The organism is Streptomyces sp. SAS_272 (genome assembly GCF_052543235.1).
Map to the genome: position 1 here is coordinate 1 of NZ_JBMNDR010000041.1, position 26,883 is coordinate 26,883.

The window sequence follows — 26,883 nt, forward strand, 5'->3', positions numbered from 1 at the left end:
GACCACGGAGCCGAGACCGTACGTGATGCCCTGACCGCTACCGTCCAGACTCTGCCCGTGCACCTGAAGCGGTCCCTGACCTGGGATCAGGGCAGCGAGATGGGACGCCACCGCGAGTTCACCATCGCCACCGACATCCCGGTCTACTTCTGCGACCCCGCCAGCCCCTGGCAGCGCGGCTCGAACGAGAACACCAACGGCCTGCTGCGGCAGTACTTCCCCAAGGGCACCGACCTGTCCCTCCACAGCCCCGAACACCTTGTCGCCGTCGCAGACCAGCTCAACCGCCGTCCACGCAAAACGCTCGGCTGGGAAACCCCAGCCGAGCGCCTGTCTAAACTGCTCGCGGCCTAGACACACCGACCACGTGTTGCAACGACCGCTAGAAACTGCCCGCTCGGGGGCGCCCTTCGCGCGTGTCGTTCGAAGCGGCCTGCGGCTACTTCGCCGCGGGCTTCTTCTTGCCGTCGCCGGTGAAGGCCTCGTACGCCTTGATGACGTCCTCCGCGGGCCCGTCCATGCGCAGTTCGCCGCGTTCCAGCCACAGGGCCCGCTCGCAGGTCTCCAGGATCGAGCTGTTGCTGTGGCTGACCAGGAACACCGTGCCGGCGTGCTCGCGCATCTGGCGGATGCGTTCGGCGGAGCGGCCGCGGAACTTGGCGTCGCCGGTGGACAGCGCCTCGTCGATGAGCAGGACGTCGTGGTCCTTGGCGGCGGCGATGGAGAACCGCAGCCGGGCGCCCATGCCGGAGGAGTACGTGCGCATCGGCAGGGAGATGAAGTCGCCCTTCTCGTTGATGCCGGAGAAGTCGACGATCTCCTGGTAGCGCGCCTTGATCTGTTCCCGCGTCATGCCCATGGCCAGGCCGCCGAGGTAGACGTTGCGTTCGCCGGTCAGGTCGCTCATCAGGGCCGCGTTGACGCCGAGGAGGGAGGGCTGCCCGTCCGTGTAGATCCTGCCGCGTTCCACCGGGAGCAGGCCGGCGACCGCCTTGAGCAGCGTGGACTTGCCGGAGCCGTTGGTTCCGATCAGGCCGATCGCCTCGCCCTTGTAGGCGACGAAGGAGACGTTCTTCACCGCGTGCACGGTGCGCACGCCGGCTGCCTTGTCGGCCTGCTTGCGGCGCACGATGCGGTTGAGGGCGGCCGTCGCGCTGCCCTTGCCGCCGACCGTGCCGTTGACCCGGTAGACGATGTCGACGCTGTCGGCGATGACCGTGGGGGTCCGCTCGTCGGCGACCGCGGGGGCCGGCTCGGCGGCGGCGTCGCGGGTGCCGGTGCGGTTTGCGATGTCAGCCACGTCCGTACGTCTCCTCGGCCTTCCAGAAGTAGATGAACCCGCCGACGCCGGCGACCAGCGCCCAGCCGGTGGCGACCAGCCACACGTGCGGGGGCAGCTGGCTCGCGTGGAAGGTGTCGATCAGCGCGAACCGCATCAGGTCGATGTAGACGGCGGCGGGGTTGGCCCGGAGCAGGTCGGCGACCCAGGCCGGCATGCCGTGGTGGGCCTTGACCAGGTTGTCGAGGCTCCACATCACGCCGGACATGTACATCCAGGTGCGCAGCACGAACGGCATGAGCTGCGCGATGTCCGGCGTCTTGGCGCCCAGCCGGGCCAGGATCATGGACACGCCGGCGTTGAAGACGAACTGGAGCGCCAGGGCCGGGATGACCAGGAACCAGGAGAAGGCCGGCGGGACGCCGACGCCGAGCAGGATGAACACCAGGGCGGCCATCGAGAACAGCAGCTGCTGCAACTGCTGCAGACAGAACGAGATCGGCAGCGCGGCCCGCGGGAAGTGCAGGGCGCGCACCAGGCCGATGTTGCCGGAGATGGCGCGGGTGCCGGTCATGATCGAGGTCTGGGTGAACGTCCAGACGAACACGCCCGTGACCAGGAACGGGATGAAGTCCGCCACGCCCCGCTTGGTGTTCAGCAGCACACCGAAGATGAAGTAGTAGACCGCCGCGTTCAGCAGCGGGGTCATCACCTGCCAGACCTGGCCCAGCTTCGCCTGGCTGTAGGTGGTGGTGAGCTTGGCGGTGGCGAACGCGGTGATGAAGTGGCGGCGCGCCCACAGCTGGCGGATGTACTCCGGCAGCGTGGGCCGGGCGCCACTGACCGTGAGGCCGTGTCGGGCCGCCAGGGCCGCGAGGTCGCCGTGGGGCGCGGCCTCCGTGCGGGGCGGTGTGTGGAGGACCTGACTCACATCCGCTGCTTTCACTCGGGGAGGGGGGCTCGGGCGGCGGCGGCTCCCGCAGCCGTCCGATCGTTTCCTTACGCTTTTCTTCACGTTTTCTTACGTCGGAACGGGACCGTATCGTCGCAACGTGAGAGTAGGCCGATCGGACGTCGGAACGCAACCGTTTCGTCGTAACGCCCTATGCTGGTTCGCATGACGACGAACGCGACGAACGCCGACGGACCCGGGGCGCGCCCGCGCCGCCGGGCCCCCGCGGGCGCGGCCGTGCTCCGCGAGGATGTGACGGAAGCCATCCGGGCAGCCGTGTTCGAGGAGTTGGCGTCCGTCGGGTACGCCCGGATGTCCATCGAGGGCATCGCCCGCCGGGCCGGCGTGGGCAAGACCGCGGTCTACCGGCGCTGGCGTTCCAAGCTGCACCTGGTCCTCGACATCGTCTCGGTGATCGCCGTGCAGGGCCTGCCGGCCCCGGAGACGGGCAGCCTCGAGGGCGACCTGCGCATGCTGTACGAGGTGACGTCCAGGGCGCTGCGCCACCCGGTGGCCTCGCAGATCATCCCCGACCTGCAGGCCGAGGCGGCCCGCAACCCCGACATCGCCGAGGCGCTGCAGAAGGCGCTGAAGGAGGGGCAGGAGGGCGTCGCCCTGAAGATCGTGGCGGCGGCGGAGCGGCGCGGCGAGGTTCGTGCCGGGCTGAACGAGGAGCTGGCGCTCGACCTGATCTCGGGCCCGCTCTACTGGCGTTCGGTGGTGATCCGCAGCCCGAAGCTGCCCAAGGGGTACCTGGGATCGCTGGCCCGGGCGACCGCCGAGGCGATCAAGACGCTGTGACGCCTTTGGTCGCACGCCCCTCGGCCACGAGGGCGCCCGGCGGCAGCGCGGGCGACAGCAGGGCCGGGCCGGCGCCGGGCGGGTACTGCCGCAGCGGGTCGTGCGCCGGGAAGGCGCCGTGCGCGAGGACGCCGTACCAGTGGTGGTACAGCCCCCACACCTCCCGCGTCCCGCGCGACCCGGAAGCCGCCCCGCGAGGGAAGGGCGCTGTGGGCGAGCAGCCGCAACGTCAGGGCGCGGGTGGCGAGCCAGGTGACGGCGACCGCCGGGAGGTGACGCTTCGTCAAGGTGTCCATCAGGGCTGATGGTCATAGTGATGAATATCGCTTTTGGTCTAATCTGTACGTCATGTGATGTCAGTCCCCGTGACGGGCGCACGCGCCGCGCAGAATCGGCCCGTGGTGTGCGCACGCTCGCGGCCGACGCGCCGTACCGAGGTCCTGGCCGTCACCGTTCCGGCGGCCGTCATGCTCGCGGTCGGTCTGTGGGGGCTCGATCGCGGGGGCATATGGCGCGACGAGGCCGTCACCTTCCAGGTCGCGCGGCGGACCGTGCCGCAGATCTGGCGCCTGCTGCACGGGGTGGACGCGGTGCACGGCCTGTACTACCTCGTCATGCACGCCGTCCTCGCCGTCCGCCCCGGTGAGGTCGTGCTGCGCCTGCCGTCCGTGTGCGCGGCGGCCGCCGCCGCGGGCCTGGTCGCCGCGCTCGGGGTGCGGCTGGCCCGGCCCCGGGTCGGCCTGTGGGCGGGCCTGCTGTACGCGGTGACCCCGCTCACCGGTCACTACGCCCAGGAGGGCCGCTCGTACGCGCTGGTCGCGGGGGGCGCGGCCGGCGCGACGCTGCTCCTCGCGCGGGCGCTGGACGGCGGGTCGGGCCGGGCCCCGGACGGCGGGTCCGGACGCGCGGGGCGGGCGCCGGCGGACGGCGGCGCCCCGCGGATGTGGTGGGCGTACGCAGGCGTCGTCGCCGCGACGTGCCTGCTGCACGAGCTGGCGGCGCTCGTGCTGTGCGCCCACGCGCTCACGCTGGCGCTGCTGCGGTCGCCGCGGGCGGTGTGGCGGCGCTGGGCGCGCGCGGCCGGCGGAGCGGTCGCCGTGCTGCTGCCGCTGGTGCTGGCGTCGCGCAGGCAGTCGCGTCAGGTGGAGTGGCTGCCGGTGCCGGACCGGGAGAGCGCCGAAGGTCTGCTGCGCGCCTTCACCGCCGGCCCTGAAGGCGCGGTGTTCTGGTGCTGCGTGACCCTGATGGCGGTGGGGCTGCTGTCCGGGCGGACGGCGGCTGTCATGGCGCCGGTGATGGTGGTGCCGCCGGCCTTCCTGATGCTGTTCTCGCAGGTGATGCCGCTGTATCACGAGCGGTACGTGCTGTATGCCCTGGCGGGGGCGCCGCTGCTGGTCGCGGCCGGGGCCGACCTGGTGGTGTGCCGGCTGGCCGCGCTCGCCGGACGTTCCTCGCGCTCCCGGGTCGTCACGGCGGCCGGCGTGCTCGCCGTGGCGCTCGTCTTCGTCCAGCTGCTTCCGCTGCACCGGTACTACCGCACGCTCGCGCACCGCCCCGACAACCTCGCCGCCGTCGCCGCCCTGGCGGCGCGCGAGGTCCGTCCCGGCGACCCGGTGCTGTTCCTGCCGGCGCTCGGGCGGCGGGCGGCGCTCGCGTATCCGGCAGGGTTCCGCGGGGCGCGGGATCTGGCGCTGAAAGCGCCCGTAGCCCGGTCCGGCACGCTGTACGGCCGCGAGGTCGGCCCGCGCGAACTGCAGCGCAGGCTCGCCGGCGTGGACCGGCTGTGGGTCGTCGCCGAGCCGTACGCGCTGCGCTCACGCTGGTTCCCGGGCGACCCGACCGAGCGCCTGAAGCTGGTTGCCGTGGAGGAGCGGTTCACTCCGCGGTGGGAGCGTGAGCGGTCCGGCGTGACCCTGCGCCTCTACGTCCGCCGCAGGCCGGGCAGGGCCTCGGCCGGCGGCCTCCCGTCCCCGGCCGGCGGCCCCCCGCTCCCGGCCGGCCTTCCGGCATCCGATGGCTAGCGGGCCTCCGCATCGAGCGTCCTTCCGGCGTCCGGCGCACGGCGGCCCCAACCGGTGCTCAGCGGCCCGGCGTTGCGGTGCCGCAGGGGTCGGGCGTTTTTCCGGCGCGCTCGGCGCTCGGCGCCCGGTGTCCGGTGCACGGCGGCCCCTCCCGGTGCTCAGCGGCCCGGCGTTGCGGTGCCGCAGGGGTCGGGCGGCTAGCGGGCCTCCGGTGTCGCGTCCTGTGATGTCGCTGTGTCCAGGGCGCTGGTGAGGTGGTCAAGGCGGTCGCGCAGTTCGCCGATCTCGGCGAGGTCGAGGCCGGTGGCGGTGACGATCCGGCGCGGTACCTCGACGGCCCGGTCGCGCAGCGCCGCGCCCTCCTCGGTCAGCCGCACCTCCACCGAGCGCTCGTCGCGGGCGCTGCGCTCACGGCGTACCAGACCCGCTGCCTCCAGGCGCTTGAGCAGCGGCGAGAGCGTGCCGGAGTCGAGGCGAAGGTGCTCGCCCAGCCGCTTGACGGGCAGCGTGCCCTGCTCCCAGAGGACGAGCATCACCAGGTACTGCGGGTAGGTGAGCCCGAGGTCTTTGAGGATCACGCGGTAGACGCCGTTGAAGGCGCGCGAAGCGGCGTGCAGGGAGAAGCAGATCTGGCTGTCCAGGCGGAGCCAGTTCGCCGTGGCGTTCTCGTGGCCGGCGGGTGGCGGTGGGGCGGTCATGTCTCCAGGGTAGCCCTTACGCGCTATTTGGTTGTGCCCAATTGAATTGTGTGCTCTAATTCTGGATGTGAGGCGGCCGGACCGGGCCGCCGGATCGACCTGAGAGGGATGGATTCCATGGACGCGCTCTACACCGCTGTCGCCACCGCCACCCACGGCCGTGAGGGCCGCGCCGTCTCCTCCGACGGCAAGATCGACCTGGCGCTGGCCATGCCCGCGGAGCTGGGCGGCAACGGTCAGGGCACCAACCCGGAGCAGCTCTTCGCCGCCGGTTACGCCGCCTGCTTCGGCAGCGCCCTCGGCCTCGTCGGCCGCCAGGCGAAGGTGGACGTCAGCGACGCCGCCGTGACCGCCGAGGTCGGCATAGGCAAGCAGGGCGAGGGCTTCGCGCTCAAGGTGACCCTGCGCGTCGAGCTGCCCGACGGGGTGGACGAGGAGACCGGCCGCAAGCTCGTCGAGCAGGCCCACCAGGTCTGCCCCTACTCCAACGCCACCCGCGGCAACGTCCCGGTCGAGCTCGTCATCGAGTAGTCCCCAGGGGCCGCCGGGCCCCGGGCGTCAGGCGGCCCTCGGGCGGAGCGGTCCCGCTCCCTCCGGGGGCCGCTCCGCGTTCGTCCGGTGCGGGCGGCCGCGTCACCAGGGCCCCCCGGGCACGACCCCGGCGTACGGTCCGCAGCACGCGAGCGCCAGCGGCACCGCCGCGGTGAGCGCCCACCGGCCCCACACGGCGGCCCGCCGCTCGCGTTCCCAGCCGACGACGATCGCCGCCGCCCCGACGCCCGCCGCGGCGCACGCGACCGGGTCCACGAGCAGGATCAGCCCGTACAGCGCGCCCAGCCACGCGTACCCCCAGCAGCTCCTGAGGCCGCTCGGGCCGAGATAGCGGACCCGGCAGCGCACCGCCCCCGCGCGCGCGGCCGTCGAGGCCCAGACCCAGAAGGCGAGCCCCACGGCGAGCGTCGAGGGGTGACCGAGGTCGCCGGCGGACGCCGTCCAGCCGAGGTGTCCGCGCCAGACCAGGGCCATGGCGACCAGGCCCAGAGCCGCCGCCCAGGGCCGGCCCGTCAGCACGCGTGCGAACCGGCCGACGCCGGTCAGCAGCACCAGCAGGTGGAACGGGCCCGCCGCCGCCGTGCGGCTCAGCGGATCGTGCCAGTACGCGAGGGACATCGCCGTCCAGAGCAGGACGACGGCGAACCGGTAGGGCGTCAGGGGCCAGGGGGTGCGGACAGTGGGGCGCATGCCACGCGCCTTCCCTCTCCCGGCGCGTTGTTCTCGGCGGCTAGGCCGCACGGGGGATGCCCGTGACCGCGGCGGCGGCGCGGCGCGGCCCGCGGAGACGGCGTCCGGGCCGGTGACAGGCCCCCGCGCCTGCCGTTCTCCACCTGCCCGACGGGCCGGGGGTCAGCGCAGCTGCGGCCGGCGCGCCGAGCGGTCGAGGGCCCTCGGGATCCGGACGACCCCGCCCGCCTCCCGGCCGTCGCCGTCACTCGCGCCGTCGCCTGTGCCGCCGGCCGCCGTCGCCTCCGGCGGCTCGCCGAGCAGGAACCGCCGGACGACGCGCTCCGCGGCCCGCCCGTCGTCGTACTCGCAGAACCGCTCCCGGAACGCCGCGCGCAGCCGGGCCGACTCCTCGTCCCGCCAGGCGCCGGAGGTGAACGCCTTCGCCAGCTCCTCGTCGGAGCGCGTGACGTGTCCCGGCGGCTCGGCGGTGATGTCGAAGTAGGCGCCCCGGGTCGCCCGGAAGGCCGCCCAGTCGTCGGCGTGGATCACGATCGGCCGGTCCAGGACCGCGTAGTCGAACATCAGTGCCGAGTAGTCGGTGACCAGGGCGTCGGCGGCCAGCAGGACGTCCTCGACGTGCGGCTCGTCCGTGACGTCCGTCAGCGCGCCGCGCCGGTGCAGGTCGCGCAGGACCAGCGCCCGTTCGTGATGCCGGGCCAGACTCGGGTGCAGGCGCACCAGCAGCCGGTGCCCGGGGCCGAGAGACGCGGTCAGCGCTTCCAGGTCGACCCGCCAGTCGTGCCGGCCCCTGCGGTAGTCGCGCAGGGTCGGCGCGTAGAGGACGACGGTCTCGCGGGCGTCGACGCCGAGCCGTTCGCGCAGCTCGGCGGCGCGCCCGCCCCCGCCGCTCACCAGGACGTCGTTGCGCGGGCTGCCGCTGCGCACCGACGCGAAGTGGCAGGGGTAGGCGCGCTGCCAGACCTCCTCGGAGTGCCGGTTCGCGACCAGGCTGACGTCCCACCGGTCGCTGCGCCGGAGCATGCCGCGCACGTTGGTGCCGTGCCGGGCGCCCGGACGGTCGAGGAGGTCCAGCGCCATGTGCTTCAACGGCGTGCCGCGGTGTGTCTGCACATGCACCGAGCCCGGCCGTTTGACCAGGTCGCCGGCCCAGTTGCAGTCGTTGAACCAGTGCGCGGCACGCGCCATCACCCGGTAGTAGCGCCAGGACCCCGTCGTCACGCACTCGACGCCCTGCGGCACCTGGTCCAGGGCGTCGGGGTGCACCACCCACACGCCCCGCACCTGCGGCGCCAGTTCCGCGGCTCTGGCGTGGATCGCCCGCGGGTCGCCGTTCACGGCGCGGCTGTGTCCGGCGGAGTACACGGCGAGCCGCGGGTCGAGCGGCCGCCGCAGCTGGACGCGGTACCAGGATCGCTTGGCGTGCCGGGCGACCAGGGCGCGCAGCCGGCTCGCCGTGCGTGCGGCCGCCTTGCCGCCGCGTCGCCACAGACCGAGACCGAGGTGGGCGCGATGGTGGGGGACGAGGGCCAGCAGCCGGATCTCCGCCCGGCGGCTGTCCGGCGGCGGCGTGAACCCGGGCGGCACATGTCGCCGGTAGAAGGCCCGGATGTGCCGGTAGAACTCCTTGCGGTCGCCGTGCAGCACGCGTTCGGGGCGGGCCACGGCGAACAGCATGTGGTCCAGGGCCCGTTCGAACAGCAGCGGCCGCGCCCAGTCGAGGCCGGGCCGTTCGGCGAGGAAGGCGAACAGGCCCTCGTACTGCTCGAAGATGTCGAAGTGCCTGCGCCCGGGGGTGCGGGTGATCGCGCCCTGCCGCCGCTGCCGGTACTCCACGCCCACCCGGTCCAGACAGGCGATCCGCTCCGCGGTGACCATGGTCTGGTAGGTGACGGGCGCGTCCTCGTACAGCCCCGGCCGGTACTGGAAGCCGTGCCCGAGGAAGAAGTCCCGGCGGTAGGCCTTGTTCCAGGCGACCAGGAACAGCCGCAGGTACTCGGGGGAGCGGCGGACGTCGAAGGTTTCGGCGCCGGCCTGTTCGAGGAGTCCCGCAGCGTCGCTGCGGCCCGCGCGGCCCCACCAGTGGGTGCGCACATGGTCGAAGACCAGGATGTCGGGGTCGCGGGTCGCGTCGAGCCGGTCGGCGACCGCCCGCAGCAGCCCGGGCGTGTAGCGGTCGTCGCTGTCCAGGAACAGGACGTAGTCACCGGTGGCGTGCGGCAGGCCGGCGTTGCGGGCACGGCCCAGGCCGACGTTCTCCGGCAGGTGGACGGCCTTGACCCGTGGGTCGCGCGCCGCGTACTCGTCGAGGATCGCACCGCAGCCGTCGGGCGAGCAGTCGTCGACGGCGATCACCTCGAGGTCGTCGAACGACTGGCCGAGCACGGAGTCGAGGCATTCGCGCAGGAAGCCCTGCACCTTGAAGACGGGGACGATGACACTGAAGCGGGGCACGAAGGTCAGCTCCTCGAAGAGGTCGTCACGGCGGCGGGCGCGGGCGTGCGCCGGGCGAGCGGAACGGCGGGCTCGATGCGCTCGGCCGGCTCCCCGAGCAGCACCCGGCGCACGACGCGCTCGGCGGCGCGTCCGTCGTCGAACTCGCAGAAGCGGGCGCGGAACCGGGCGCGCAGCTCGTCCGCCTCCGCGTCGGCCCAGCGGCCGGAGCGGAACACCTCGGCCAGCTCCTGCGGGGTGCGGGCGACCGGCCCGGGCGGGGAGCCCGGGAAGTCGAAGGTGACGCCGCGCGTCTCGCGGTACACGTCCCAGTCGTCGGCGTACACGACGACCGGCCGGTCGAGGTTGGCGTAGTCGAAGACGATCGACGAGTAGTCGGTGACGAGGGCGTCCGCTGCGAGACAGACGTCCTCGGACGAGGGGTGCGCCGTGACGTCGATGATCCGCTCGTCGCGCGGGCGGGCCCGGTCGTCGTCGTAGAAGTAGTGCGCGCGCAGCAGGATCACGAAGTCGTCCCCCAGGGCGTCGCACAGCGCCCCGAGGTCGAGCCGGGAGTCGGAACCGGCGTCGTGGTCGCGGTGGGTGGGCGCGTACAGGACCGCGATGCGGCCCTCCGGGACGCCGAGCCGCCGGCGGACGCGGCGCACGTCGTCCGCCGACGCGGTGTAGTAGACGTCGTTGCGCGGATAGCCGTACTCGAGCATCTCGTACGAGGAGGGGAAGGACCGCTCCCACACCTCGGTGGACAACCGGTTCGAGCTCAGGTTGAAGTCCCAGCGGTCGACCCGTCCGAGGAGGCGCTCGAAGCTGCCGGTGGCGGCGGCGACCACCGGATGCTCGGCCTGCTCGACGCCCATCTTCTTCAGCGGCGTGCCGTGTTGCGTCGACAGGTGCACGCTGCCGGGGCGTTTGACGACGGCCCCTTCGAAGTTCGCGTTGTTGACCAGGTACTTGGCGCGGGCCAGCACCTGCCAGTAACGGCGGCTGCCGATGACGGCGTGCTCGACGCCCTCCGGCAGGGTGTGCGCCCGGTCGGCCTCGACGAGGAACACCGAGCGGATGTGCGGGGCGAGTTCGGCGGCCTTGGCGTGGATCGCGGCCGGGTTGCAGGCGTAACCGCGGCCCCAGTAGGCGCAGTACACGGCCAGACCGGGATCGATGCGGCGGCGCAGCTGACGCCGGTAGTACAGGCGGGTGCGCAGCCCCCGCGCGCGCGGGACGCGCCGGGCGGCCGACGACGCCTTCCGGTTGGCGCCGCGCAACGCCCAAAACGCCGTGTACGCCCCTGCCGCCAGCAGTCGGTGCTGCACCCCGAGGCTCCCGGCCGGCCTGCGGTGACCGGCCGGGCGGTGACGCCGGTACAGCCTGCGCGCGCCGCGGAAGAAGGCCCGGCGGCTGCGCCCCGGCAGCCGTGCCGGGTGCGCGGCGGTCTTCAGGACGGCCGCGAAGAGCTGGTCGAACAGCGCGCCCGACCGGTCCTCGGACAGCCCGCGCTCGGCCGCCCCGGTCAGCACCAGCCCGGCCTGGTCGAGCAGTTCGAGATGGTGCTCGCCCGGCAGGTTCAGCGGGTCGCCCTGACGCCGCAGCAGATGCCGCACGACGACCGAACGCGTCACGGCCACCCGGCTCGCGTGCACGGTGACCAGGCCGCCGAAACCGACGTCCGTGAAGCGCCCCTCGGGGAAGGCGAGCCGATGCTCGACGAGGAAGGAACGCCGGTAGAGCGTGCCCCACACCGGGAGCAGCAGCCCGGTGAGCCGGGGGGCCTCGTCGGGTGCGAAGGCGCCGTCGGGCGTCCGCGCGGGCAGCGCGGCCGCCGGACCGTCCGAACCGCCCTCCCACCAGTGGACGCGCTCGTGCTCGGCGTACAGGACGTCCACGTCGCCGGTCTCGGCAAGCCGGGCGTCCAGCGCGGCCAGGGCGCCGGGGGCGAGGGTGTCGTCGCCGTCGAGGAACAGCACGTACGCGCCGGTCGCCGCCCGCATCCCGGCGTTGCGGACGCCGGCGCGGCCCGATGCGGGCGGCGCCTGCACGGGAATCACCCGGGAGTCGCGCGCCGCGTACCCGGCGGCGGTGCCCGCGGCCACGGCGTCGGGCGCGTCGGCGACCGGGATCAGCTCGAGATCGCCGAAGGACTGGGCGAGCACGGAGTCCAGCGCCAGGGACAGCCGGCCCTCCCCCAGCCGCGTATCCACTCGGCCGGGGGGACCCCCGTCCCCGTAGGACGGGACGATGATGCTGAAGCGGGGCATGCTGCTCTTTCTCCGTCTGCTCGGTGAGGTGCCTGATGCTCAGGCCGTACGGACCCGGCCGGGGCGTCCGGTCGGGCGCCAGGTGGAGGGCCGGGTCGGGGTCGGCCGCGACGAGCCGGTGGGCATGGGGACTCCCGGTGGGGGAACGGCGTTCAGCGGCGTTCGGTGACGGCCGGCGGACCGGAGGGATGCGGCACGGTGGCGAGCGGCGGACGCCCCGACGGGGCGGGCGCCTCCGACTGCGCCGCGGACGGCGCCGGACGGCGCTCGGAGAGCGGCACGGCCGGCGGCACGGCCGTCTCGCCCAGCACCACCCGCCGTACGACGCGCTCGGCGGCGCGTCCGTCGTCGTGCGGGCAGAACCGCTCGCGGAACGCGGCCCGCAGCTGCGCCGAGCGGGAGCCGCGCCAGTGCCCGGTCGTGAAGATGTCGATCAGCTCGTCCTCGCTGCGGGCCACCGCGCCCGGCGGGAAGGACCGCAGGTCGAAGTAGGTGCCGCGAGCCGCCTCGTACGCCTCCCAGTCGTCGGCGTGGATCACGATCGGGCGGTCCAGGTTGGCGTAGTCGAACATGAGGGACGAGTAGTCGGTGAGCAGGGCGTCCGAGGCCAGGCAGAGGGACTCCACGCTCGGGTGGTCGCTGACGTCGATGACGCCGGGCGTGCCGCGCTCGAGCGGGCTCTCCTGCCAGTAGTGGGCCCGGGCCAGGATGACGAAGCGCGGGCCCAGCCGGCGCATGACGCGCTCCAGGTCGAGGTGGCAGCGCTGGAGGCGGCGGTAGTCGCGGTGGGTGGGCGCGTACAGCACGGCGACCGTGCCGCGGGGGATGCCCAGCGACTCGCGCAGCCGGGCCACGTCCGCACCGGTCGCCCGCAGGAGGACGTCGTTGCGGGGATAGCCGTACTCGAGGGTCTCGTAGCGGCCCGGGTAGACCCGCTCCCAGGTGAGGGTGGTGTGGCGGTTCGCCGACAGGACGTAGTCCCATTTGTCGACGCCCCGCAGCAGCTCCGCGAAGTCCATGTCACGTGCGGCCGCCGGGCGCTCCTGGAGGTCCAGGCCCATGTGCTTGAGGGGGGTGCCGTGCTGGGTCTGCACGAAGACCTGGCCAGGTCGCTTGACCAGCCGCCGGTCGAAGTTGACGTTGTTGACGAGGTACTTGGAGCGGGCCAGCGCCGTCCAGTAGGCGGCCGTGCCGGGGCGCACCTGGCGCGGCCCCGGCGGGACGGCTCCCCGGTGCTCGGGGCGGGCCACCCATGCCGTGCGCACCTGCGGTGCGAAGGTGCGGAACGCGGCCTCCAGCGCACCCGGGTTGCAACTGTGCCCGCGGCCCCAGTAGGCGGCGAACACGGCGCGGTCGGCGCGCAGCGGCAACCGCAGCTGCACCCGGTAATGAGCTTGCAGGACGGCCGCCTTCAGGGCGCGGGCGAGTTTCGACACGGCCTTGTGCGTGCGCCGGCGCACGGTCATGGACGCCTGGAGCGCCCGGTACACGCGGTGCACGCCGAAGTGGACCAGGGTGTGCCGCAGCCGCGAGCGCAACGGGACCGAGACGCCCGGCGTGCGGTAACGGCGGTAGTGGGCGCGGGCCCTGCGCAGGAACTCGGCGCGCGAGCCACGCGGCAGGCGGTCGCGCTTGGTGAACACCGTCGAGAGGTGGTCGACCATGCGGCGGAACAGCACCGGCCGCCAGTCGGCGAGTTCGGGGTGCTCCTCGAGGAAGGCGAAGACCCGGTCGTACTGCTCGAAGACGTCGAAGTGGCCCCGGCTCGTGGTGGACAGGATGTTGCCCCGGCGGCGCTGGCGGTAGTGCACGCAGACCCGGTCCAGGGTCGCGATCGACGTCGCCGACAGCAGCGCCGGATACGTCCACGGGGTGTCCTCGTAGTAGCCGGGCGGGAAGACCAGGCCCACGTCCTCGACGAACTCCCGCCGGTAGGCCTTGTTCCAGGCCACCATCAGCACCCGCAGCAGCCCGGGACGGTCCGCCAGCCGGAACGGGGCGGGGCCCTCCTCGCCGAGCTGCTCGGCGAACTTGTTGCGGAGCGACTCACCCGTCCAGTACGTGCTCGCGTAGTCGTACACGAGGACGTCCGGCTCGCCCGTCTCCCGCAGCCGGTCGGCGATCGCGTGCAGCGCGCCCGGGGTGAGCGTGTCGTCGGAGTCGAGGAACACCAGATAGTCGCCGGTCGCCTGCTCCAGGCCCGCGTTGCGGGCCCGCCCCAGACCCACGTTCTCCGGCAGGTGCACGGCGCGCACCCGCGCGTCCCTGGCCGCGAACTCGTCGATGATCTCGCCGCAGGCGTCCGGCGAGCAGTCGTCGACGGCGATCAGTTCCAGATCGGCACAGGACTGGGACAGCACCGACTCGAGGCACTCGTGCAGGTACGCCTGAACCTTGTACGCGGGAACGATGACACTGAACCTGGGCAAGGGACATCCATGGGTCGGCGCGGGCGGTAGACAGGGCCTTGCCCGGAAACGGCCGATGGAGTGACGTGGTTACGGTTTCTGTGGCATACGGGGGAATTTCGGGTGAACGGAGCAGGGCGGAGCGGTGACACTGACCGGTCCGCCCTGCCGTTCGCGGCTACTTGACCGCGCCCGCCATCACCCCCGACACGAACTGCCGCTGGAACGCGAAGAAGACGGCCAGCGGGATCACCATCGAGACGAACGCGCCGGGCGCCAGCACGTCGATGTTGTTGCCGAACTGCCGTACCTGGGTCTGCAGGGCGACCGTGATCGGCTGGCTGCCGGCGTCGCTGAACACCAGCGCGACCAGCATGTCGTTCCACACCCACAGGAACTGGAAGATGGCCAGCGACGCGATCGCCGGCCCGCCGAGCGGCATCACGACCCGTGCGAACAGCCGGAGTTCGCCCGCCCCGTCGAGACGCGCCGCCTCCAGCAGCTCGCGCGGGATCTCCGCGAAGAAGTTCCGCAGCAGGAACACCGCGAAGGGCAGCCCGAACCCGACGTGGAACAGCACCACGCCCATGATCGACCCGAACAGGCCGATCTTGCCGAACAGTTCGGCGATCGGGATCAGCGCCACCTGCACCGGCACCACCAGCAGCCCCACGACGCCCAGGAACCACCAGTCGCGGCCGGGGAACTCCATCCACGCGAAGGCGTATCCCGCGAGCGAGCCGATGACGACCACCAGGACCGTCGCCGGCACCGTGATCAGCGCCGTGTTGACGAGGGAGTCGGTGATGTCGCCGTTCTCCAGCAGCTTCTGATAGCTGTCGAAGGTCAGCTGGGAAGGCTTGGCGAACACCTCCCACCAGCCGCTGGCGCTCATCTCCTCGGGGGGCCGCAGCGAGGAGATCAGCAGCCCCACGGTCGGCACCAGCCAGAACAGGCCGACGACGATCAGGAAGGCGCGGACCAGCCCGCCGTTGAGCTTCTCCATGACCCAGGCGAGTCCTTTCGTCACCGTCGCACCTCCCGTCGCAGCCGCCGCACGTTGAACCACATCACCGGGATCACCAGGAGCAGCAGGAACACCGCGATCGCGCTGGCGACGCCGGGCTGGTCCTCGGAGAAGCCCTTGCGGTACAGCTCCAGGGCGAGCACGTTCGCGTCGTCCTGCGACGAACCGGGGGCGATGATGAAGACCAGGTCGAACACCTTCAGCACATTGATCATCAGGGTGACGGTGACGACCGCGAGGACCGGCGCGAGCAGCGGGACGGTGACCCTGCGGAACACCTGCCACTCGCTTGCGCCGTCCACGCGTGCCGCCTCGAGCAGCTCGCGCGGCACCCCGGCGAGTCCGGCCGCGATCAGCACCATCGCGAAGCCCGCCCACATCCAGATGTACGAGCCGATGATCGCCGGCGTGACCAGCGAGGGGCCGAGCCAGTCCACACCGGCGTACGCCTCCGTGAAGTTGCTCGCGGGGAGCCGCAGCACGGCGCCGTCGGCCGCGGCCGGAAGGGTGAAGGTGCCGTCGGCGGCGGCCTTCGTCGAGGCGACGACCTTGCCGTCCTTCACCGCCTCGATCCTCATCCCGGTGTAGCCCAGCTCGGACGGATCGGGGACGCCGAGCGTGCCGACGCCCTTGCCGCGGGTGAAGTCCTGCCAGGCGGTGCCCGTGACCTTCCCCGGCTCGGGCCGCGCCGCCACGGCCCCCTTCGCGCCGCCCGGCATCTGGTCGGGCGCGACGCCGACCAGGGGCAGCGCGACCGGGTCGCCGGCGCGCACCGCCGACCTGGTGACGAAGGCGCCGCCCTTCTCCGGCCGCAGCGGCGAGTCGCGGCCCGGGTGCGCCTTCGGGAACGCCGACGCCTCGGCGAACGTGTCGTGCACGCCCACCCACACCGCGTTGGCGACGCCCTTGTCCGGGTCCTGGTCGTAGACCAGCCGGAAGATGATGCCGGCGGCGAGCATCGAGATCGCCATCGGCATGAAGACGACCAGCTTGAACGCGGTGCCCCAGCGCACCCGTTCGGTCAGCACCGCGAAGATCAGACCGAGCGCGGTCGCGATCGTCGGCGCGAACACCACCCAGATCACGTTGTTCTTCAGGGCGGTGCGGATGCCGTCGTCCGTGAAGAGGGCCTTGTAGTTGTCGACTCCGGCGAAGCCGTCGCCGGACTGGTCGTAGAAGCTGCGCACGACCGAGTACCCGATCGGGTAGACCACGAGCGCGCCGAGCAGCACGAGGGCGGGCAGCAGGAACAGCGCCGCCACGGTCCTGCGGGTGCCGGTCACGCTCCTGCGCGGGCGAGGAGGGGCGGGGGCTCCGGGAGCCCCCGCCTTCGCGGGCGTCGTCACGCCGCGTCAGTTCCCGTACGCCGCGGCCGCGCCCGACTCCAGGGTCGCCTGGGTGCCTGCCACGTTCGTCGGGTTCTTCAGGAAGTCCTGCAACGCCTTCCACTCGCCCTTGCCGGGGGTCCCGCCGAACGCCTGCGGGGCCTGGTCGGACATGTCGAAGCGGAAGTCGTCGCCGGCCGCGATCAGCGACTTGGCCATCTTCTGCTGCACCGGGTTCGGGTACGCCGACTCCGGCACGTTCTTGTTCGGCGAGAGGTAGCCGCCCAGCTTCGCCTGGATGGTCGCCGCCTCCGGCGAGGCCAGGAAGGTGGCCAGTGCCTGGGCCGCCTCGGAGTCCTTCAGGATCACCGCCGCGTCGCCGCCGGAGACCACCGGCGAGCTGCCGCCGACCGCGGGGAACGGGAACACCTTCGCGTCCGTGCCGACCTTCGCACCGGCCTGCACGATGTTGACCTGCGCGAAGTCGCCCTCGTAGACCATGGCCGCCTTGGGCTGGTCGCCGCCGGAGAACGTCTGCGTCACCGACGTCGGGAAGTCCGTCTGCAGCGCGCCCGCCGCGCCGCCGGCGATGTAGTCCTTCTTGCCCCAGACCTGCGCCAGTGTCGTCAGCGCGGCCTTCACGGACGGGTCCGTCCACTTGATCTGGTGCTTGGCCAGCTGGTCGTACTTCTCCGGGCCCGCCTGCGAGAGATAGACGTTCTCGAACCAGTCGGTCAGGGTCCAGCCGTCGGCGCCGCCGACCGAGAACGGTGTGACGCCGGAGTCGTAGACCGTCTGCGCGGTGGTGAGCAGCTCGTTCCACGTCTTGGGTTCCGAAGCCCCGGCGTTCTCGAAGACCTTGGCGTTGTACCAGATCAGCGACTTGTTGGCGGCCTTGTAGTAGACGCCGTACTGCTTGCCGCCGACCTTGCCGATGTCCTGCCAGCCCTGCGAGTAGTTCTTCTGCAGCTCCTTCAGGGCCGCCGCGCCCAGCGGTTTCGCCCACCCCTTGTCCACCGCCTGTTTGATGGCGCCCGGCTGCGGGAGCATCGCGACGTCCGGCGGCTGCCCGCCCGCGACCTTCGAGCCGAGGAAGTTGACGATCGGGTCCTGGGCGGGCACGAAGGTGACCTTGGCGCCCGTCCGCTTCTCGAACTCCGCGAGGACCTTCTTGAAGTTGGCCTGCTCGGCGCCGGTCCAGACGGCGGCCACCTCCAGGCTCTTGCCGTCCAGCTTGGGAAGGGTGACGGAGGCGCCGGTCTCCCCGGCCGTGGTGCCGCCGTCGCTGCTCTTGTCGTCGTCGCTTCCGCAGGCGCTGAGCGAGAGCGCCAGGGCCCCCGCCAGGAGCGTGGCCGCCGCCCTCACGCTCCTGCGTGTCCGGATGGTGTTGCTCGTAGTGCGCATCACTGCCCCGTTCTTCGTTCGTCGTCGAACGTTGAGCGCTGTCCCGTGGCAACTGGTCTACGCCGGGTGCTGGGGGTCGGCAAGAGCGCCCCCGCTGTCAAGCGGGGGATCGTGACCGCGTCGTGATCGTGAGTGCCGTGCGCGGGGCGGGGCCCCGGCGGCCGGTCCGCACCCCCCCCGACGGTCCCTCTCCGCACACCCCCGACGGGCTGGACCGTCCTCACACCCCCGACGGACTGGACCGGGCGGTGTGCCGGCCGGCCGCCCGCTCGAGGGCGCTGGCCAGGAGCGCCAGGTCGGTGGGGCCGTTGCCCAGTTCCCGCACCGGTCTACGGGTGGGCGGATCGCCCATGCGCCGCCAGTCCAGGGGGACCACGGTGGGGCGCAGGGTCGCCGTGCGGGGGATACGGCCCGTGACACGGCCGCCCTGGAAGGGCGTCGGACGGCCGTCCGCGCCGTGGAGGCGGCCACGGCCCGGCGCCGGTTCGTCCGGGCCGGAACCCGGCGCCTCGAGGGTGATGCGCACGGTGGCGCGGCGGGCCGGCTCGGACTCCGCGGTACGGCCGCCGGGCCCGGCCGCGGCCACCAGGTGGACGCCGAGCCGCTCGCCCTCGCGGGCCACCGCCTCCAGCGCGCGCATCACCGAGCCGGCGGCGGGCCGGCCCGGGGAACCCAGGGCGGGGGAGACGAGCGCGTCCAGATCGTCGACGACGACCACCAGGCGGGGCAGCGGAGACGGCGTCTCGGTCCGCTGTCGGGCGGCCGCCCCCGGGCGCAGCCGGAGCGTCGAGCTGGGCGGGGTGTCCAGATCGGCGGCGCCCGCGCCCGTCCCGGCCGGGGACGCTCCCGGCGTGCGCTGCGGCACGATACGGCCGGAGACCGCGCGGTGCGTGTGCCACTCCGCGAAGTCGGAGCGGCCCAGCAGCTCGGCCCGCCGCTTCAGCTCGGCGCTCAGCGACTGCGCGAACTCCCGCATGCGGACCGGGTCGTTGGCGGTGAGATGGGCGCTGACGTGCGGGACGTCCGTGCACACCCGCAGGCCGTCGCCGGCGCTGCCCTTGCCGACGGTGTCGCGGCCGTCCAGCAGGATCACGCCGAGCCGCTCGGGCCGCTCGGCGGCGGCCAGCGAGGCGACGAACGCCCGCAGCAGCTCGGTGCGCCCGCTGCCGCCCGGCCCCTCGATCAGCACATGCGGGCCGTCGGCCACGAGGTCCACCCCGACCGGGCCGCGCGGGCCCGCGCCGAGCACCGCCCGCACCCGTCCGCCCAGCGCGGTGGCGTCGTCGGCCGCGTCCGCCCAGCGGGCCATCAGGGAGGCGGGCGTCGCCCGGGCGAGACCCAGCTCGTCCAGCAGCCGGGCCGAAGGCGGCAGCGGCGCGGACACCCGCGGGTGCCTGTCGCCCACCCCCGCGCCGTCCGGACGCAACGGCGCCAGCGCCCGCGCGAAGCGTTCGGCCCAGGCCGCGGAGACCGCGTCCACCGCGCCGACCGTGCCCGGTCCCACCGGGCCGGGCCGCTCCGTCCGTGCTCCGGCCGGCGCGACCCGCAGCAGCCGCAGCGCCGTCGCCACGTCTCCGCTGAGCAGGGCGACCGCCCCGCACGCGCGGAACGTGGGCGCCGCCGCGCAGGCCGCCTCGTAGGTGTCGGTCACCGGTGAGGAGGGGGAGGCGGCGGAGGTCTCGGCCAGGCAGACCACGTGTATCCCGGCGCGCGGTCCGGCCGCCGCCAGCCGTGCCACCGCCTGCCGCAGGTCGGCGCCGCCGGGGTCGCCGTCCACCACGACCACCGTGTACGGGCCGGGGAAGCCGCCGTCGGCCGGATCGTCCGCCACGGCCCAGGAGGGGCGGCGGGCCGCGTCCCGCGGCGGGGGCGTCTGACCGGGGACGGCGGCGCGAGGGCCGCCCGTCCCGCCCGTCCCGCCCGCGCCGTCGGCGAGGCAGTCCTCCAGCCGGCGCAGGAGTTCGTCGGCGCGGGCCGCGGCCTGGTCGCGGTCGTAGGCGAGGAGCAGCCGGCAGTCCTGTCCGTGCCCGGGGCGCAGATGCGGCAGCCAGCCCAGCCAGGACCACTCGGCGGCGCGCTCCGCCTCGGAACGCGCCCGGTCCGTGCTGATCAGGACGATCTCCAGGGCGTCGGGGGAGTGCAGCGCGGCGAGCTGGGCCAGCACCGCGCGGGCCAGCCCGGACAGCCGCGGTCGCGGCCCGGCCAGGCCGAGCGCGCCGACCTCGCGCAGGTCCGCCGTGACCGGCACCGCGGGCAGCAGTCCCGAGCCGTCGGGCGCCGGCCGGTCAGCCGTGCCGAGCCGCACGGTGAGCGTCTCCGGGTGCCCCGGCCCGCGCTCCCAGAGCCGGGGGCCCGGGCCCAGCGCCGTCAGCAGCAGCGCCGCCGGGTCCGGCCAGGTCTCGGGCGCGGCGGGCACGGCGGCCGAAGGCCGGTCCTCGGCCGCCGCCGTCTCCTCGCCGGGCGCGCCGGCGGCGGTCTCGTTGTCCTGCCCGCCGCCGCGGCCTCCCGCCAGCCGCCGCGCCCAGGCGGAGAGGCCTCCGCGTCGGCGCACGCCCGCGGGGACGTCGGTGCCGCGCAGGGGGGTGCCCTTGCGGCCGGCGCCGGCGGGGTCGACCTCTCCGGGCCCGCCGGGCGCGTCACCGAGGGGGGAGGAGGGGCCGTCGGACGAGCGGGAGTCGTGCCGCGGGCCGACACCGGTGCCGGCGTCGGCGGCCGCGGGGTGGGCGGTGTGCGGTCCGCGGGCGTCCTCGTCGTGCGCGGCGGTGAACGAGCCGAGGCCCGCGTGGCCGCCGTGGGTGGCGGCGGATCCCTCGCCCGCCGCGCGGGTGGATCCGTCGCCGGCGAGCCGGCTCTCGATGCGCGGCGCCGCGCCCTGGCCCGGCACGACATGGGACGCGAGGGGGATCTCCCGGGCCCCCCGCAGCCGTTCGCCGCGGGCCTCCCCGGAGGCGCTCCGGTCCGCGGTGCCGTACGCGTGGCCGGTCGCGCCGGTCGGTCCGGCGGACTCGGCGCGGCCGGACGGTCCGGTCGGCCCCGCCGGGCTCAGCGGCCCCGCCAGGCCCGTGGGCGCGCCGTCCGAAGGCCCGGCCGTGGGGTCGGCCGCCGTGTCCCCGCAGGGCACCCGTACGTGTCCTTCGCCGTCCGGCGTGGTCGCCACCCGGGGGCCCGGGCCGCCGGGCGGGGCCAGCCGCAGGGCCGACTCGCCGACCCGCAGCAGGGCTCCGGGAGCGAGGCGCACGGGGCGGTCCTGCACGCGCGTGCCGTCCAGCGCGGTGCCGTTGGTGGAGCCGAGATCGGCGACCGTGACCCGGCCGTCGGCCGAGAGCGTCACCGTGCAGTGCAGACGGGAGACGTCCGGGTCGTCCAGAGGGATGTCGGCGTCGGCCGAACGGCCCACCCGGACCTGGCCGCCGTGCAGCAGATGGACCCCGCCCGCGTCCGGCCCGGCCACCACGTGCAGGCGGGCCGGGGCCTCGTCGACCTCGGGATGCGGCTCGGGATCGGCCGGCGCGCCCAGGGACAGCACCGCGCCGTCGATCAGCGGGGGCTCGCCGAGAGTGCACCGCCGGCCGTCGAGCCGCTCCACGCCCGCGTACAGCACGACCGCCGCGGCGGACGGAGACGAAGCGGAGCCCTCCCCGCAGACGGCGGAGGCCAGCGCGGACGCCACCTCGGCCAGAGCCGTGCCGGCGGGAGCGGTGACCAGTACGTCGCAGCTCGCGGCCCGGGCCCGGACGTCGGCAGGCGGGCCGGGCGGGCCCTGCGGGTCTACGACGGTCAGCCGGATCTGCATCGCCGTCAGCGATCCCTTCTGCACGGGCGCGGGCTTCCCCCCACCCCACACGAGCACAGCGGCCAGTACTGCAGGCATCCTCGCACCTGTCACTGACAACGCGCCCACCAGCCGGGGACAAGTGATCTTGATTGGTCGGCTCTGCCCGCAAAAGTGCCGGACAAGTGCCTCGCCGATGATCAGTTGAGATCGGTCACGTCCGGCTCGGGCAACCAAGACGACCGGGCAAAACGTCTTTCCTTCGAAATGCGACGACAGCCCGGTGTCCGCACCGCGGCACTACAGTGGGTCGGAACACCGGCAGGACAGCCGAGCGGGACGGGAAGTCCGGCGGATCGGCGGAACTGGCGGGACTGGCAGGACTGGCAAGCAAGCAGCAGGGAGCGCATGACGTGCGGCCGGTAGGCAGCAAGTACCTGCTCGAGGAGCCGCTCGGACGCGGCGCCACGGGCACCGTCTGGCGAGCCCGCCAGCGCGAGACCGCGGGCGCCGAGGCGGCCGTGGCCGGCCAGCCCGGGGAGACCGTCGCGATCAAGGTCCTCAAGGAGGAGCTCGCGAACGACCCCGACGTCGTGATGCGCTTCCTGCGGGAGCGGTCCGTGCTGCTGCGCCTGACCCACCCGAACATCGTCCGGGTCCGTGACCTGGTCGTCGAGGGCGACCTGCTGGCGCTGGTCATGGACCTCGTCGACGGCCCCGACCTGCACCGCTATCTGCGCGAGAACGGCCCCTTCACGCCCGTCGCCGCCGCCCTGCTCACCGCGCAGGTCGCCGACGCGCTCGCCGCCAGCCACGCCGACGGCGTCGTGCACCGCGACCTGAAGCCCGCCAACGTCCTGATGATGCAGAACGGCGGGCAGATGCACCCGCTGCTCACGGACTTCGGCATCGCGCGCCTCGCCGACTCCCCGGGCCTGACCCGGACCAGCGAGTTCGTCGGCACGCCCGCGTACGTGGCCCCGGAGTCCGCCGAGGGCCGCCCGCAGACCTCGGCCGTCGACATCTACGGCGCCGGCATCCTGCTGTACGAGCTGGTCACCGGCCGTCCGCCGTTCTCCGGCGGCTCCGCCCTCGAGGTCCTGCACCAGCACCTGAACGCCGAGCCGCGCCGGCCTTCCACGGTCCCCGACCCGCTCTGGACGGTCATCGAGCGCTGTCTGCGCAAGAACCCCGACGACCGTCCGAGCGCCGAGAACCTCGCGCGCGGGCTGCGGATCGTCGCCGAGGGCATCGGCGTGCACGCCAACTCCCTGCAGATCGCCGCGGCGGAAGGCGTCGGGCATGTGCTCGCGCCCGACCCGGCGCCCGCTTCCGTCCCGGGCGGCGGCTACGACCCGAACGCGGCCACCAGCGTCCTGCCGCACACCGGCGGTCCGGCCGGCGCCGCCGACCCCACCGCCGTCCTGCCCCACACGGACGGTCCGCAGGGCGCGGCCGACCCGACGGCCGTCCTGCCGCCGGTGCCGCCGGGCCAGTACGGCGGGCCGGCGCAGCCGCCCGAGCAGCCGCACCCCTGGCAGACCCAGATGCAGGGCGCCCGCGACCGCAACGAGCAGACCCAGGTCCAGCAGTACCTCGACCCGGGCGAGGACCCGCTGCGCCGCCGTCCCCAGCGGCAGGTGTCCCGCCAGCCCCAGCAGCCCTACCAGCAGCAGCGGCCCCCACAGCGTCAGCAGCAGCGGCCCCAGCCGCAGGCCGGCTACGGGTACCCGGGGCAGCCGCCGCAGCAGCAGTACGCGCCGGCCCAGCAACCCCAGCAGCAGCCCCAGCGCTACGCGCCGGCGCCCACGCCCCAGCAGCAGCCGCGCCAGCGGCCGCAGGCCGAGCCCCGGCAGCCGCGCGAGCCCCGGCAGCGCGGCGCCAACCCGATGAAGATCCCCGGGCTGGGCTGTCTGAAGGGCTGCCTGTTCACGATCGTCATCCTGTTCGTGGCCGGCTGGCTGGTCTGGGAGCTGACCCCGCTGCAGGACTGGATCGGCACGGGGCAGAGCTACTGGAAGCTCATCAGCGGCTGGTTCCACGACATCACCGGCTGGATCGGCGAGCTGGGGTCGAGCTCCGGCGGAAGCGGAACCGGCTGACCGTCCCGCAGGCTCCGAGCCCGCCCGTGAGTGCCGTGCGCGCCATGAGTCTGTGGACTTGTCGACATCCGGCGGGTGATTTCCGTCTCCGCGGTGAAGGTTGGCTCTCAGGACGCGTACTTTGATGGGCAACACGCGTCTGTAGGAGCAGCCTTGGCACGGAAGATCGGCAGCCGGTACACCGCCCACCAGATCCTGGGACGGGGCAGCGCCGGCACGGTGTGGCTGGGCGAGGGACCGGAGGGGCCCGTCGCCGTCAAGCTGCTGCGCGAGGACCTCGCCTCCGACGAGGAGCTCGTGGGGCGCTTCGTGCAGGAGCGCACCGCGCTGCTCGGCCTGGAGCACCCCCATGTGGTGTCCGTCCGCGACCTCGTGGTCGACGGGAACGACCTGGCGCTCGTCATGGACCTGGTCCGCGGCACCGACCTGCGCACCCGCCTCGAACGCGAACGGCGGCTCGCGCCGGAGGCCGCCGTGGCGATCGTGGCGGACGTCGCCGAAGGGCTGGCCGCCGCCCACGCGGCCGGGGTCGTGCACCGCGACGTCAAACCGGAGAACGTGCTCCTCGACATGCAGGGCCCGCTCGGCCCCGGCGGCTCGCACCGTGCGCTGCTGACCGACTTCGGCGTCGCGAAACTGATCGACACCCCCAAACGGACTCGCGCCACCAAGATCATCGGCACGCCGGACTATCTGGCGCCCGAGATCGTGGAGGGCCTGCCGCCCCGTGCCTCCGTCGACATCTACGCGCTGGCGACGGTGCTCTACGAGCTGCTGGCGGGCTTCACCCCGTTCGGCGGCGGCCACCCGGGCGCGGTGCTGCGCCGCCATGTGACGGAGTCCGTCGCCCCGCTCCCCGGCATTCCGGACGAGTTGTGGCAGCTGATCGTGCAGTGCCTGGCGAAGGCGCCGGCGTCCCGGCTGCGGGCGTCGGAGCTGGCCGCCCGGCTGCGCGAGCAGCTGCCGTCGCTTGCCGGGATGCCTCCGCTGGACGTGGACGAGCAGGACACCGAGCCGGAGGGCGGCGAACCGGACGACCTCACGCCTGCCGCGTCCGCCCCGTCGGCCTCCGCCCGGCGGGAGCGACGGGGCTCGGTCCCGCTGGTGCCGGGCGCCAAGCCGGACTCCAACCGGGACACCCACACGTCGATGCGGGTGCCCGCGCCGGACGAGCTGGCGGGCGGGGCGCACGGCACGGCGCGGGTGCCGAGGGCCGCCGGGGCGCCGCGTCCCGGCTCGGCACGGAACCGTTCCGCCGCCCGGCGCCGGCGCATCACGCTGAGCGTGGCGGCGGCGCTGGTCGCGGCGGCCGGAATCGGGACGTGGGCGGCCACCTCCGGAGACGACGCGGGAGCCACCCCGCAGGACACGAAGAACTCGGCGCCGGCCTCCCCGTGACCCCGTGACGCCGGGGGCCGCCGTCTGGGCGACCCTCGCTGCGGCCCGGAGGGGCTCGTCCGCGACCGCAGGACCGGCCGGGACGTCAAGCCCGGACGGGCCCGGATGCCGGGTCCGTTAGGCTGGAGGCGTGGCAGTCGTCGATGTATCCGAAGAGCTCAAGTCCCTCTCCTCGACCATGGAGTCGATCGAGGCCGTTCTGGACCTCGACAAGCTGAGGGCAGACATCGCCGTGCTCGAGGAGCAGGCGGCCGCGCCGTCCCTGTGGGACAACCCGGACGAGGCGCAGAAGATCACCAGCAAGCTCTCCCACCTCCAGGCCGAGGTCAGGAAGGCCGACACACTGCGCGGCCGGATCGACGATCTCGCCGTGCTGTTCGAGATGGCCCAGGAGGAGGACGACCCGGACACCCTCGCGGAGGCCGAGACCGAGCTCACCTCCGTCAAGAAGGCGCTCGACGAGATGGAAGTGCGCACGCTCCTCAGCGGGGAGTACGACGCCCGCGAGGCGCTCGTCAACATCCGCGCCGAGGCCGGCGGCGTCGACGCGGCCGACTTCGCCGAGAAGCTGCAGCGCATGTATCTGCGGTGGGCGGAGCAGAAGGGGTACAAGACCGAGGTCTACGAGACGTCGTACGCCGAAGAGGCCGGCATCAAGTCGACCACCTTCGCCGTGCAGGTGCCGTACGCCTACGGCACGCTCTCCGTGGAGCAGGGCACGCACCGTCTCGTGCGCATCTCGCCGTTCGACAACCAGGGTCGCCGCCAGACCTCTTTCGCGGGCGTCGAGATCCTCCCCGTGGTCGAGCAGACCGACCACATCGAGATCGACGAGTCCGAACTGCGCGTGGACGTGTACCGCTCGTCCGGTCCGGGCGGCCAGGGCGTCAACACCACCGACTCGGCGGTGCGCCTGACCCACCTCCCCACCGGCATCGTCGTCTCCTGTCAGAACGAGCGGTCGCAGATCCAGAACAAGGCGACGGCGATGAACGTCCTCCAGGCCAAGCTGCTGGAGCGTCAGCGCCAGGAGGAGCGGGCCAAGATGGACGCCCTCAAGGACGGCGGCAGTTCGTGGGGCAACCAGATGCGTTCCTACGTCCTGCACCCGTACCAGATGGTCAAGGACCTGCGCACCGAGTTCGAGGTCGGCAACCCCGAGGCCGTGTTCAACGGTGAGATCGACGGGTTCCTGGAAGCCGGAATTCGCTGGCGCAAGCAGCAGGAGAAGTAGGTTTGTCGACACGGTAACCGCCCCTGATTCAGGGGCGGTTTGCTTTTTACGTCACATTCACAGCACCAACATCACGCAAAGCGCCCCGACTTGGACATTGCGTACGCAACGCCCTTGACGCTGCTTTGAAAAATGGGGAGGGTGCAGTGTGGCATGCGTATCTCCGGGGCGCATGTGAACCGGGGGGTTTCAGCTAGATCTCAGCTACCCCCGTCGATCACAGCCCCCGGCGCGGCCTCATCGACGATTCAGCTACTGGGGGTAGCAACCTTATGACCAAGAAGACGCGTATCCGGGTCGCGCGCATAGCCGCGGGCGCCGTGATCGCCGCGGGCGCCTCGCTGACGGTGGCGGGCGTCGCCTCGGCCACCGGCAACGACGGCGGCCTCAGCGGCCTCGTCGAGACCGTGGGCGGTCCCGACGACCCGAACCCGGGTGGCGACCCGTGCGACATCGCCACCACTCCCGACTGTGACCCGGCCACCACGGGCACTACCGGCACCACGGGTACGAC

At 73.4% G+C, this 26,883-nt stretch carries 19 protein-coding genes and 1 pseudogene; 8 read left to right on the forward strand and 12 right to left on the reverse strand.

Annotated features, from left to right (window positions below; all coding sequences use genetic code 11):
• Positions 1–354: IS30 family transposase (locus tag ACN6LD_RS22800; protein WP_445044135.1), on the forward strand; the 354-nt coding region annotated here is incomplete at its 5' end.
• A gap of 85 nt (positions 355–439) precedes the next feature.
• Here ACN6LD_RS22800 and ACN6LD_RS22805 read toward each other — a convergent pair.
• A complete protein-coding gene (locus ACN6LD_RS22805; protein WP_445044153.1) occupies positions 440–1,291 on the reverse strand; it encodes an ABC transporter ATP-binding protein in 852 nt (283 codons plus the stop codon).
• A 1-nt stretch (position 1,292) separates the two neighbouring features.
• Entirely contained in the window at positions 1,293–2,210 is a 918-nt protein-coding gene (locus tag ACN6LD_RS22810) for an ABC transporter permease (protein ID WP_319193939.1), read from the reverse strand.
• A gap of 174 nt (positions 2,211–2,384) precedes the next feature.
• Between ACN6LD_RS22810 and ACN6LD_RS22815 the strand changes: the two genes are divergently transcribed.
• Complete coding sequence (locus ACN6LD_RS22815) at positions 2,385–3,032, forward strand: TetR/AcrR family transcriptional regulator (protein ID WP_319193937.1); 648 nt, start codon at positions 2,385–2,387, stop codon at positions 3,030–3,032.
• Here ACN6LD_RS22815 and ACN6LD_RS22820 read toward each other — a convergent pair.
• Entirely contained in the window at positions 3,019–3,192 is a 174-nt protein-coding gene (locus tag ACN6LD_RS22820) for a hypothetical protein (RefSeq protein ID WP_445044136.1), read from the reverse strand. The genes ACN6LD_RS22815 and ACN6LD_RS22820 overlap by 14 nt on opposite strands.
• Before the next feature lie 238 nt (positions 3,193–3,430).
• Between ACN6LD_RS22820 and ACN6LD_RS22825 the strand changes: the two genes are divergently transcribed.
• A complete protein-coding gene (locus tag ACN6LD_RS22825) occupies positions 3,431–5,053 on the forward strand; it encodes a glycosyltransferase family 39 protein (protein ID WP_445044137.1) in 1,623 nt (540 codons plus the stop codon).
• A gap of 197 nt (positions 5,054–5,250) precedes the next feature.
• Here ACN6LD_RS22825 and ACN6LD_RS22830 read toward each other — a convergent pair whose 3' ends face one another.
• Positions 5,251–5,751 (reverse strand): MarR family winged helix-turn-helix transcriptional regulator, encoded by a 501-nt coding sequence (locus ACN6LD_RS22830; RefSeq protein ID WP_319193934.1) that lies wholly within the window; start codon positions 5,749–5,751, stop codon positions 5,251–5,253.
• Between the two features lie 117 nt (positions 5,752–5,868).
• Here ACN6LD_RS22830 and ACN6LD_RS22835 point away from each other — a divergent pair, with 117 nt between their 5' ends.
• On the forward strand, positions 5,869–6,282 hold the full coding sequence (locus tag ACN6LD_RS22835) for an organic hydroperoxide resistance protein (RefSeq protein ID WP_319193933.1): 414 nt from the start codon (positions 5,869–5,871) through the stop codon (positions 6,280–6,282).
• Between the two features lie 102 nt (positions 6,283–6,384).
• On the opposite strand, the gene ACN6LD_RS22840 is transcribed toward ACN6LD_RS22835, so the two are convergent.
• The 8 genes from ACN6LD_RS22840 to ACN6LD_RS22875 all read right to left on the reverse strand — a co-directional run bounded on the left by ACN6LD_RS22840 (position 6,385) and on the right by ACN6LD_RS22875 (position 21,656).
• A complete protein-coding gene (locus tag ACN6LD_RS22840; protein ID WP_319193932.1) occupies positions 6,385–6,993 on the reverse strand; it encodes a hypothetical protein in 609 nt (202 codons plus the stop codon).
• Between the two features lie 162 nt (positions 6,994–7,155).
• Positions 7,156–9,447 carry a bifunctional glycosyltransferase/CDP-glycerol:glycerophosphate glycerophosphotransferase gene (locus ACN6LD_RS22845; protein ID WP_445044138.1) on the reverse strand — a complete coding sequence of 764 codons (2,292 nt, stop codon included), beginning with the start codon at positions 9,445–9,447 and terminating at the stop codon, positions 7,156–7,158.
• 5 nt (positions 9,448–9,452) lie between these two features.
• On the reverse strand, positions 9,453–11,699 hold the full coding sequence (locus ACN6LD_RS22850; RefSeq protein WP_319193929.1) for a bifunctional glycosyltransferase/CDP-glycerol:glycerophosphate glycerophosphotransferase: 2,247 nt from the start codon (positions 11,697–11,699) through the stop codon (positions 9,453–9,455).
• Positions 11,700–11,851: 152 nt separating this feature from the next.
• Complete coding sequence (locus tag ACN6LD_RS22855; RefSeq protein WP_445044139.1) at positions 11,852–14,128, reverse strand: bifunctional glycosyltransferase/CDP-glycerol:glycerophosphate glycerophosphotransferase; 2,277 nt, start codon at positions 14,126–14,128, stop codon at positions 11,852–11,854.
• 157 nt (positions 14,129–14,285) lie between these two features.
• Positions 14,286–15,113, reverse strand: coding sequence for a carbohydrate ABC transporter permease (locus ACN6LD_RS22860; protein WP_319193941.1), 828 nt, complete (start codon positions 15,111–15,113; stop codon positions 14,286–14,288).
• 20 nt (positions 15,114–15,133) lie between these two features.
• The gene (locus ACN6LD_RS22865; RefSeq protein WP_319193927.1) at positions 15,134–16,417 is read right to left on the reverse strand and encodes a carbohydrate ABC transporter permease; all 1,284 of its coding nucleotides are present in this window, start codon (positions 16,415–16,417) and stop codon (positions 15,134–15,136) included.
• 69 nt (positions 16,418–16,486) lie between these two features.
• Entirely contained in the window at positions 16,487–17,863 is a 1,377-nt protein-coding gene (locus ACN6LD_RS22870) for an ABC transporter substrate-binding protein (RefSeq protein WP_445044140.1), read from the reverse strand.
• A gap of 220 nt (positions 17,864–18,083) precedes the next feature.
• On the reverse strand, positions 18,084–21,656 hold the full coding sequence (locus ACN6LD_RS22875; RefSeq protein ID WP_445044154.1) for an FHA domain-containing protein: 3,573 nt from the start codon (positions 21,654–21,656) through the stop codon (positions 18,084–18,086).
• 392 nt (positions 21,657–22,048) lie between these two features.
• Between ACN6LD_RS22875 and ACN6LD_RS22880 the strand changes: the two genes are divergently transcribed.
• From ACN6LD_RS22880 to ACN6LD_RS22895, 4 genes and pseudogenes are all read left to right on the forward strand, one after another.
• Positions 22,049–23,737 carry a serine/threonine-protein kinase gene (locus tag ACN6LD_RS22880; protein ID WP_445044141.1) on the forward strand — a complete coding sequence of 563 codons (1,689 nt, stop codon included), beginning with the start codon at positions 22,049–22,051 and terminating at the stop codon, positions 23,735–23,737.
• A 153-nt stretch (positions 23,738–23,890) separates the two neighbouring features.
• A complete protein-coding gene (locus ACN6LD_RS22885) occupies positions 23,891–25,135 on the forward strand; it encodes a serine/threonine-protein kinase (RefSeq protein ID WP_445044142.1) in 1,245 nt (414 codons plus the stop codon).
• A 130-nt stretch (positions 25,136–25,265) separates the two neighbouring features.
• Complete coding sequence (prfB, locus tag ACN6LD_RS22890) at positions 25,266–26,369, forward strand: peptide chain release factor 2 (protein ID WP_319192936.1); 1,104 nt, start codon at positions 25,266–25,268, stop codon at positions 26,367–26,369.
• A 272-nt stretch (positions 26,370–26,641) separates the two neighbouring features.
• Positions 26,642–26,883, forward strand: a pseudogene (locus tag ACN6LD_RS22895) (hypothetical protein); the annotation flags it as partial.

Coding starts and splice junctions, on each gene's coding strand:
- ACN6LD_RS22835 (WP_319193933.1), top strand. CDS start 5,869: ATGGACGCGCTCTACACCGCTGTCGCCACCGCCACCCACGGCCGTGAG.
- ACN6LD_RS22875 (WP_445044154.1), bottom strand. CDS start 21,656: ATGCAGATCCGGCTGACCGTCGTAGACCCGCAGGGCCCGCCCGGCCCG.
- ACN6LD_RS22870 (WP_445044140.1), bottom strand. CDS start 17,863: ATGCGCACTACGAGCAACACCATCCGGACACGCAGGAGCGTGAGGGCG.
- ACN6LD_RS22860 (WP_319193941.1), bottom strand. CDS start 15,113: ATGGAGAAGCTCAACGGCGGGCTGGTCCGCGCCTTCCTGATCGTCGTC.
- ACN6LD_RS22830 (WP_319193934.1), bottom strand. CDS start 5,751: ATGACCGCCCCACCGCCACCCGCCGGCCACGAGAACGCCACGGCGAAC.
- ACN6LD_RS22840 (WP_319193932.1), bottom strand. CDS start 6,993: ATGCGCCCCACTGTCCGCACCCCCTGGCCCCTGACGCCCTACCGGTTC.
- ACN6LD_RS22815 (WP_319193937.1), top strand. CDS start 2,385: ATGCTGGTTCGCATGACGACGAACGCGACGAACGCCGACGGACCCGGG.
- ACN6LD_RS22850 (WP_319193929.1), bottom strand. CDS start 11,699: ATGCCCCGCTTCAGCATCATCGTCCCGTCCTACGGGGACGGGGGTCCC.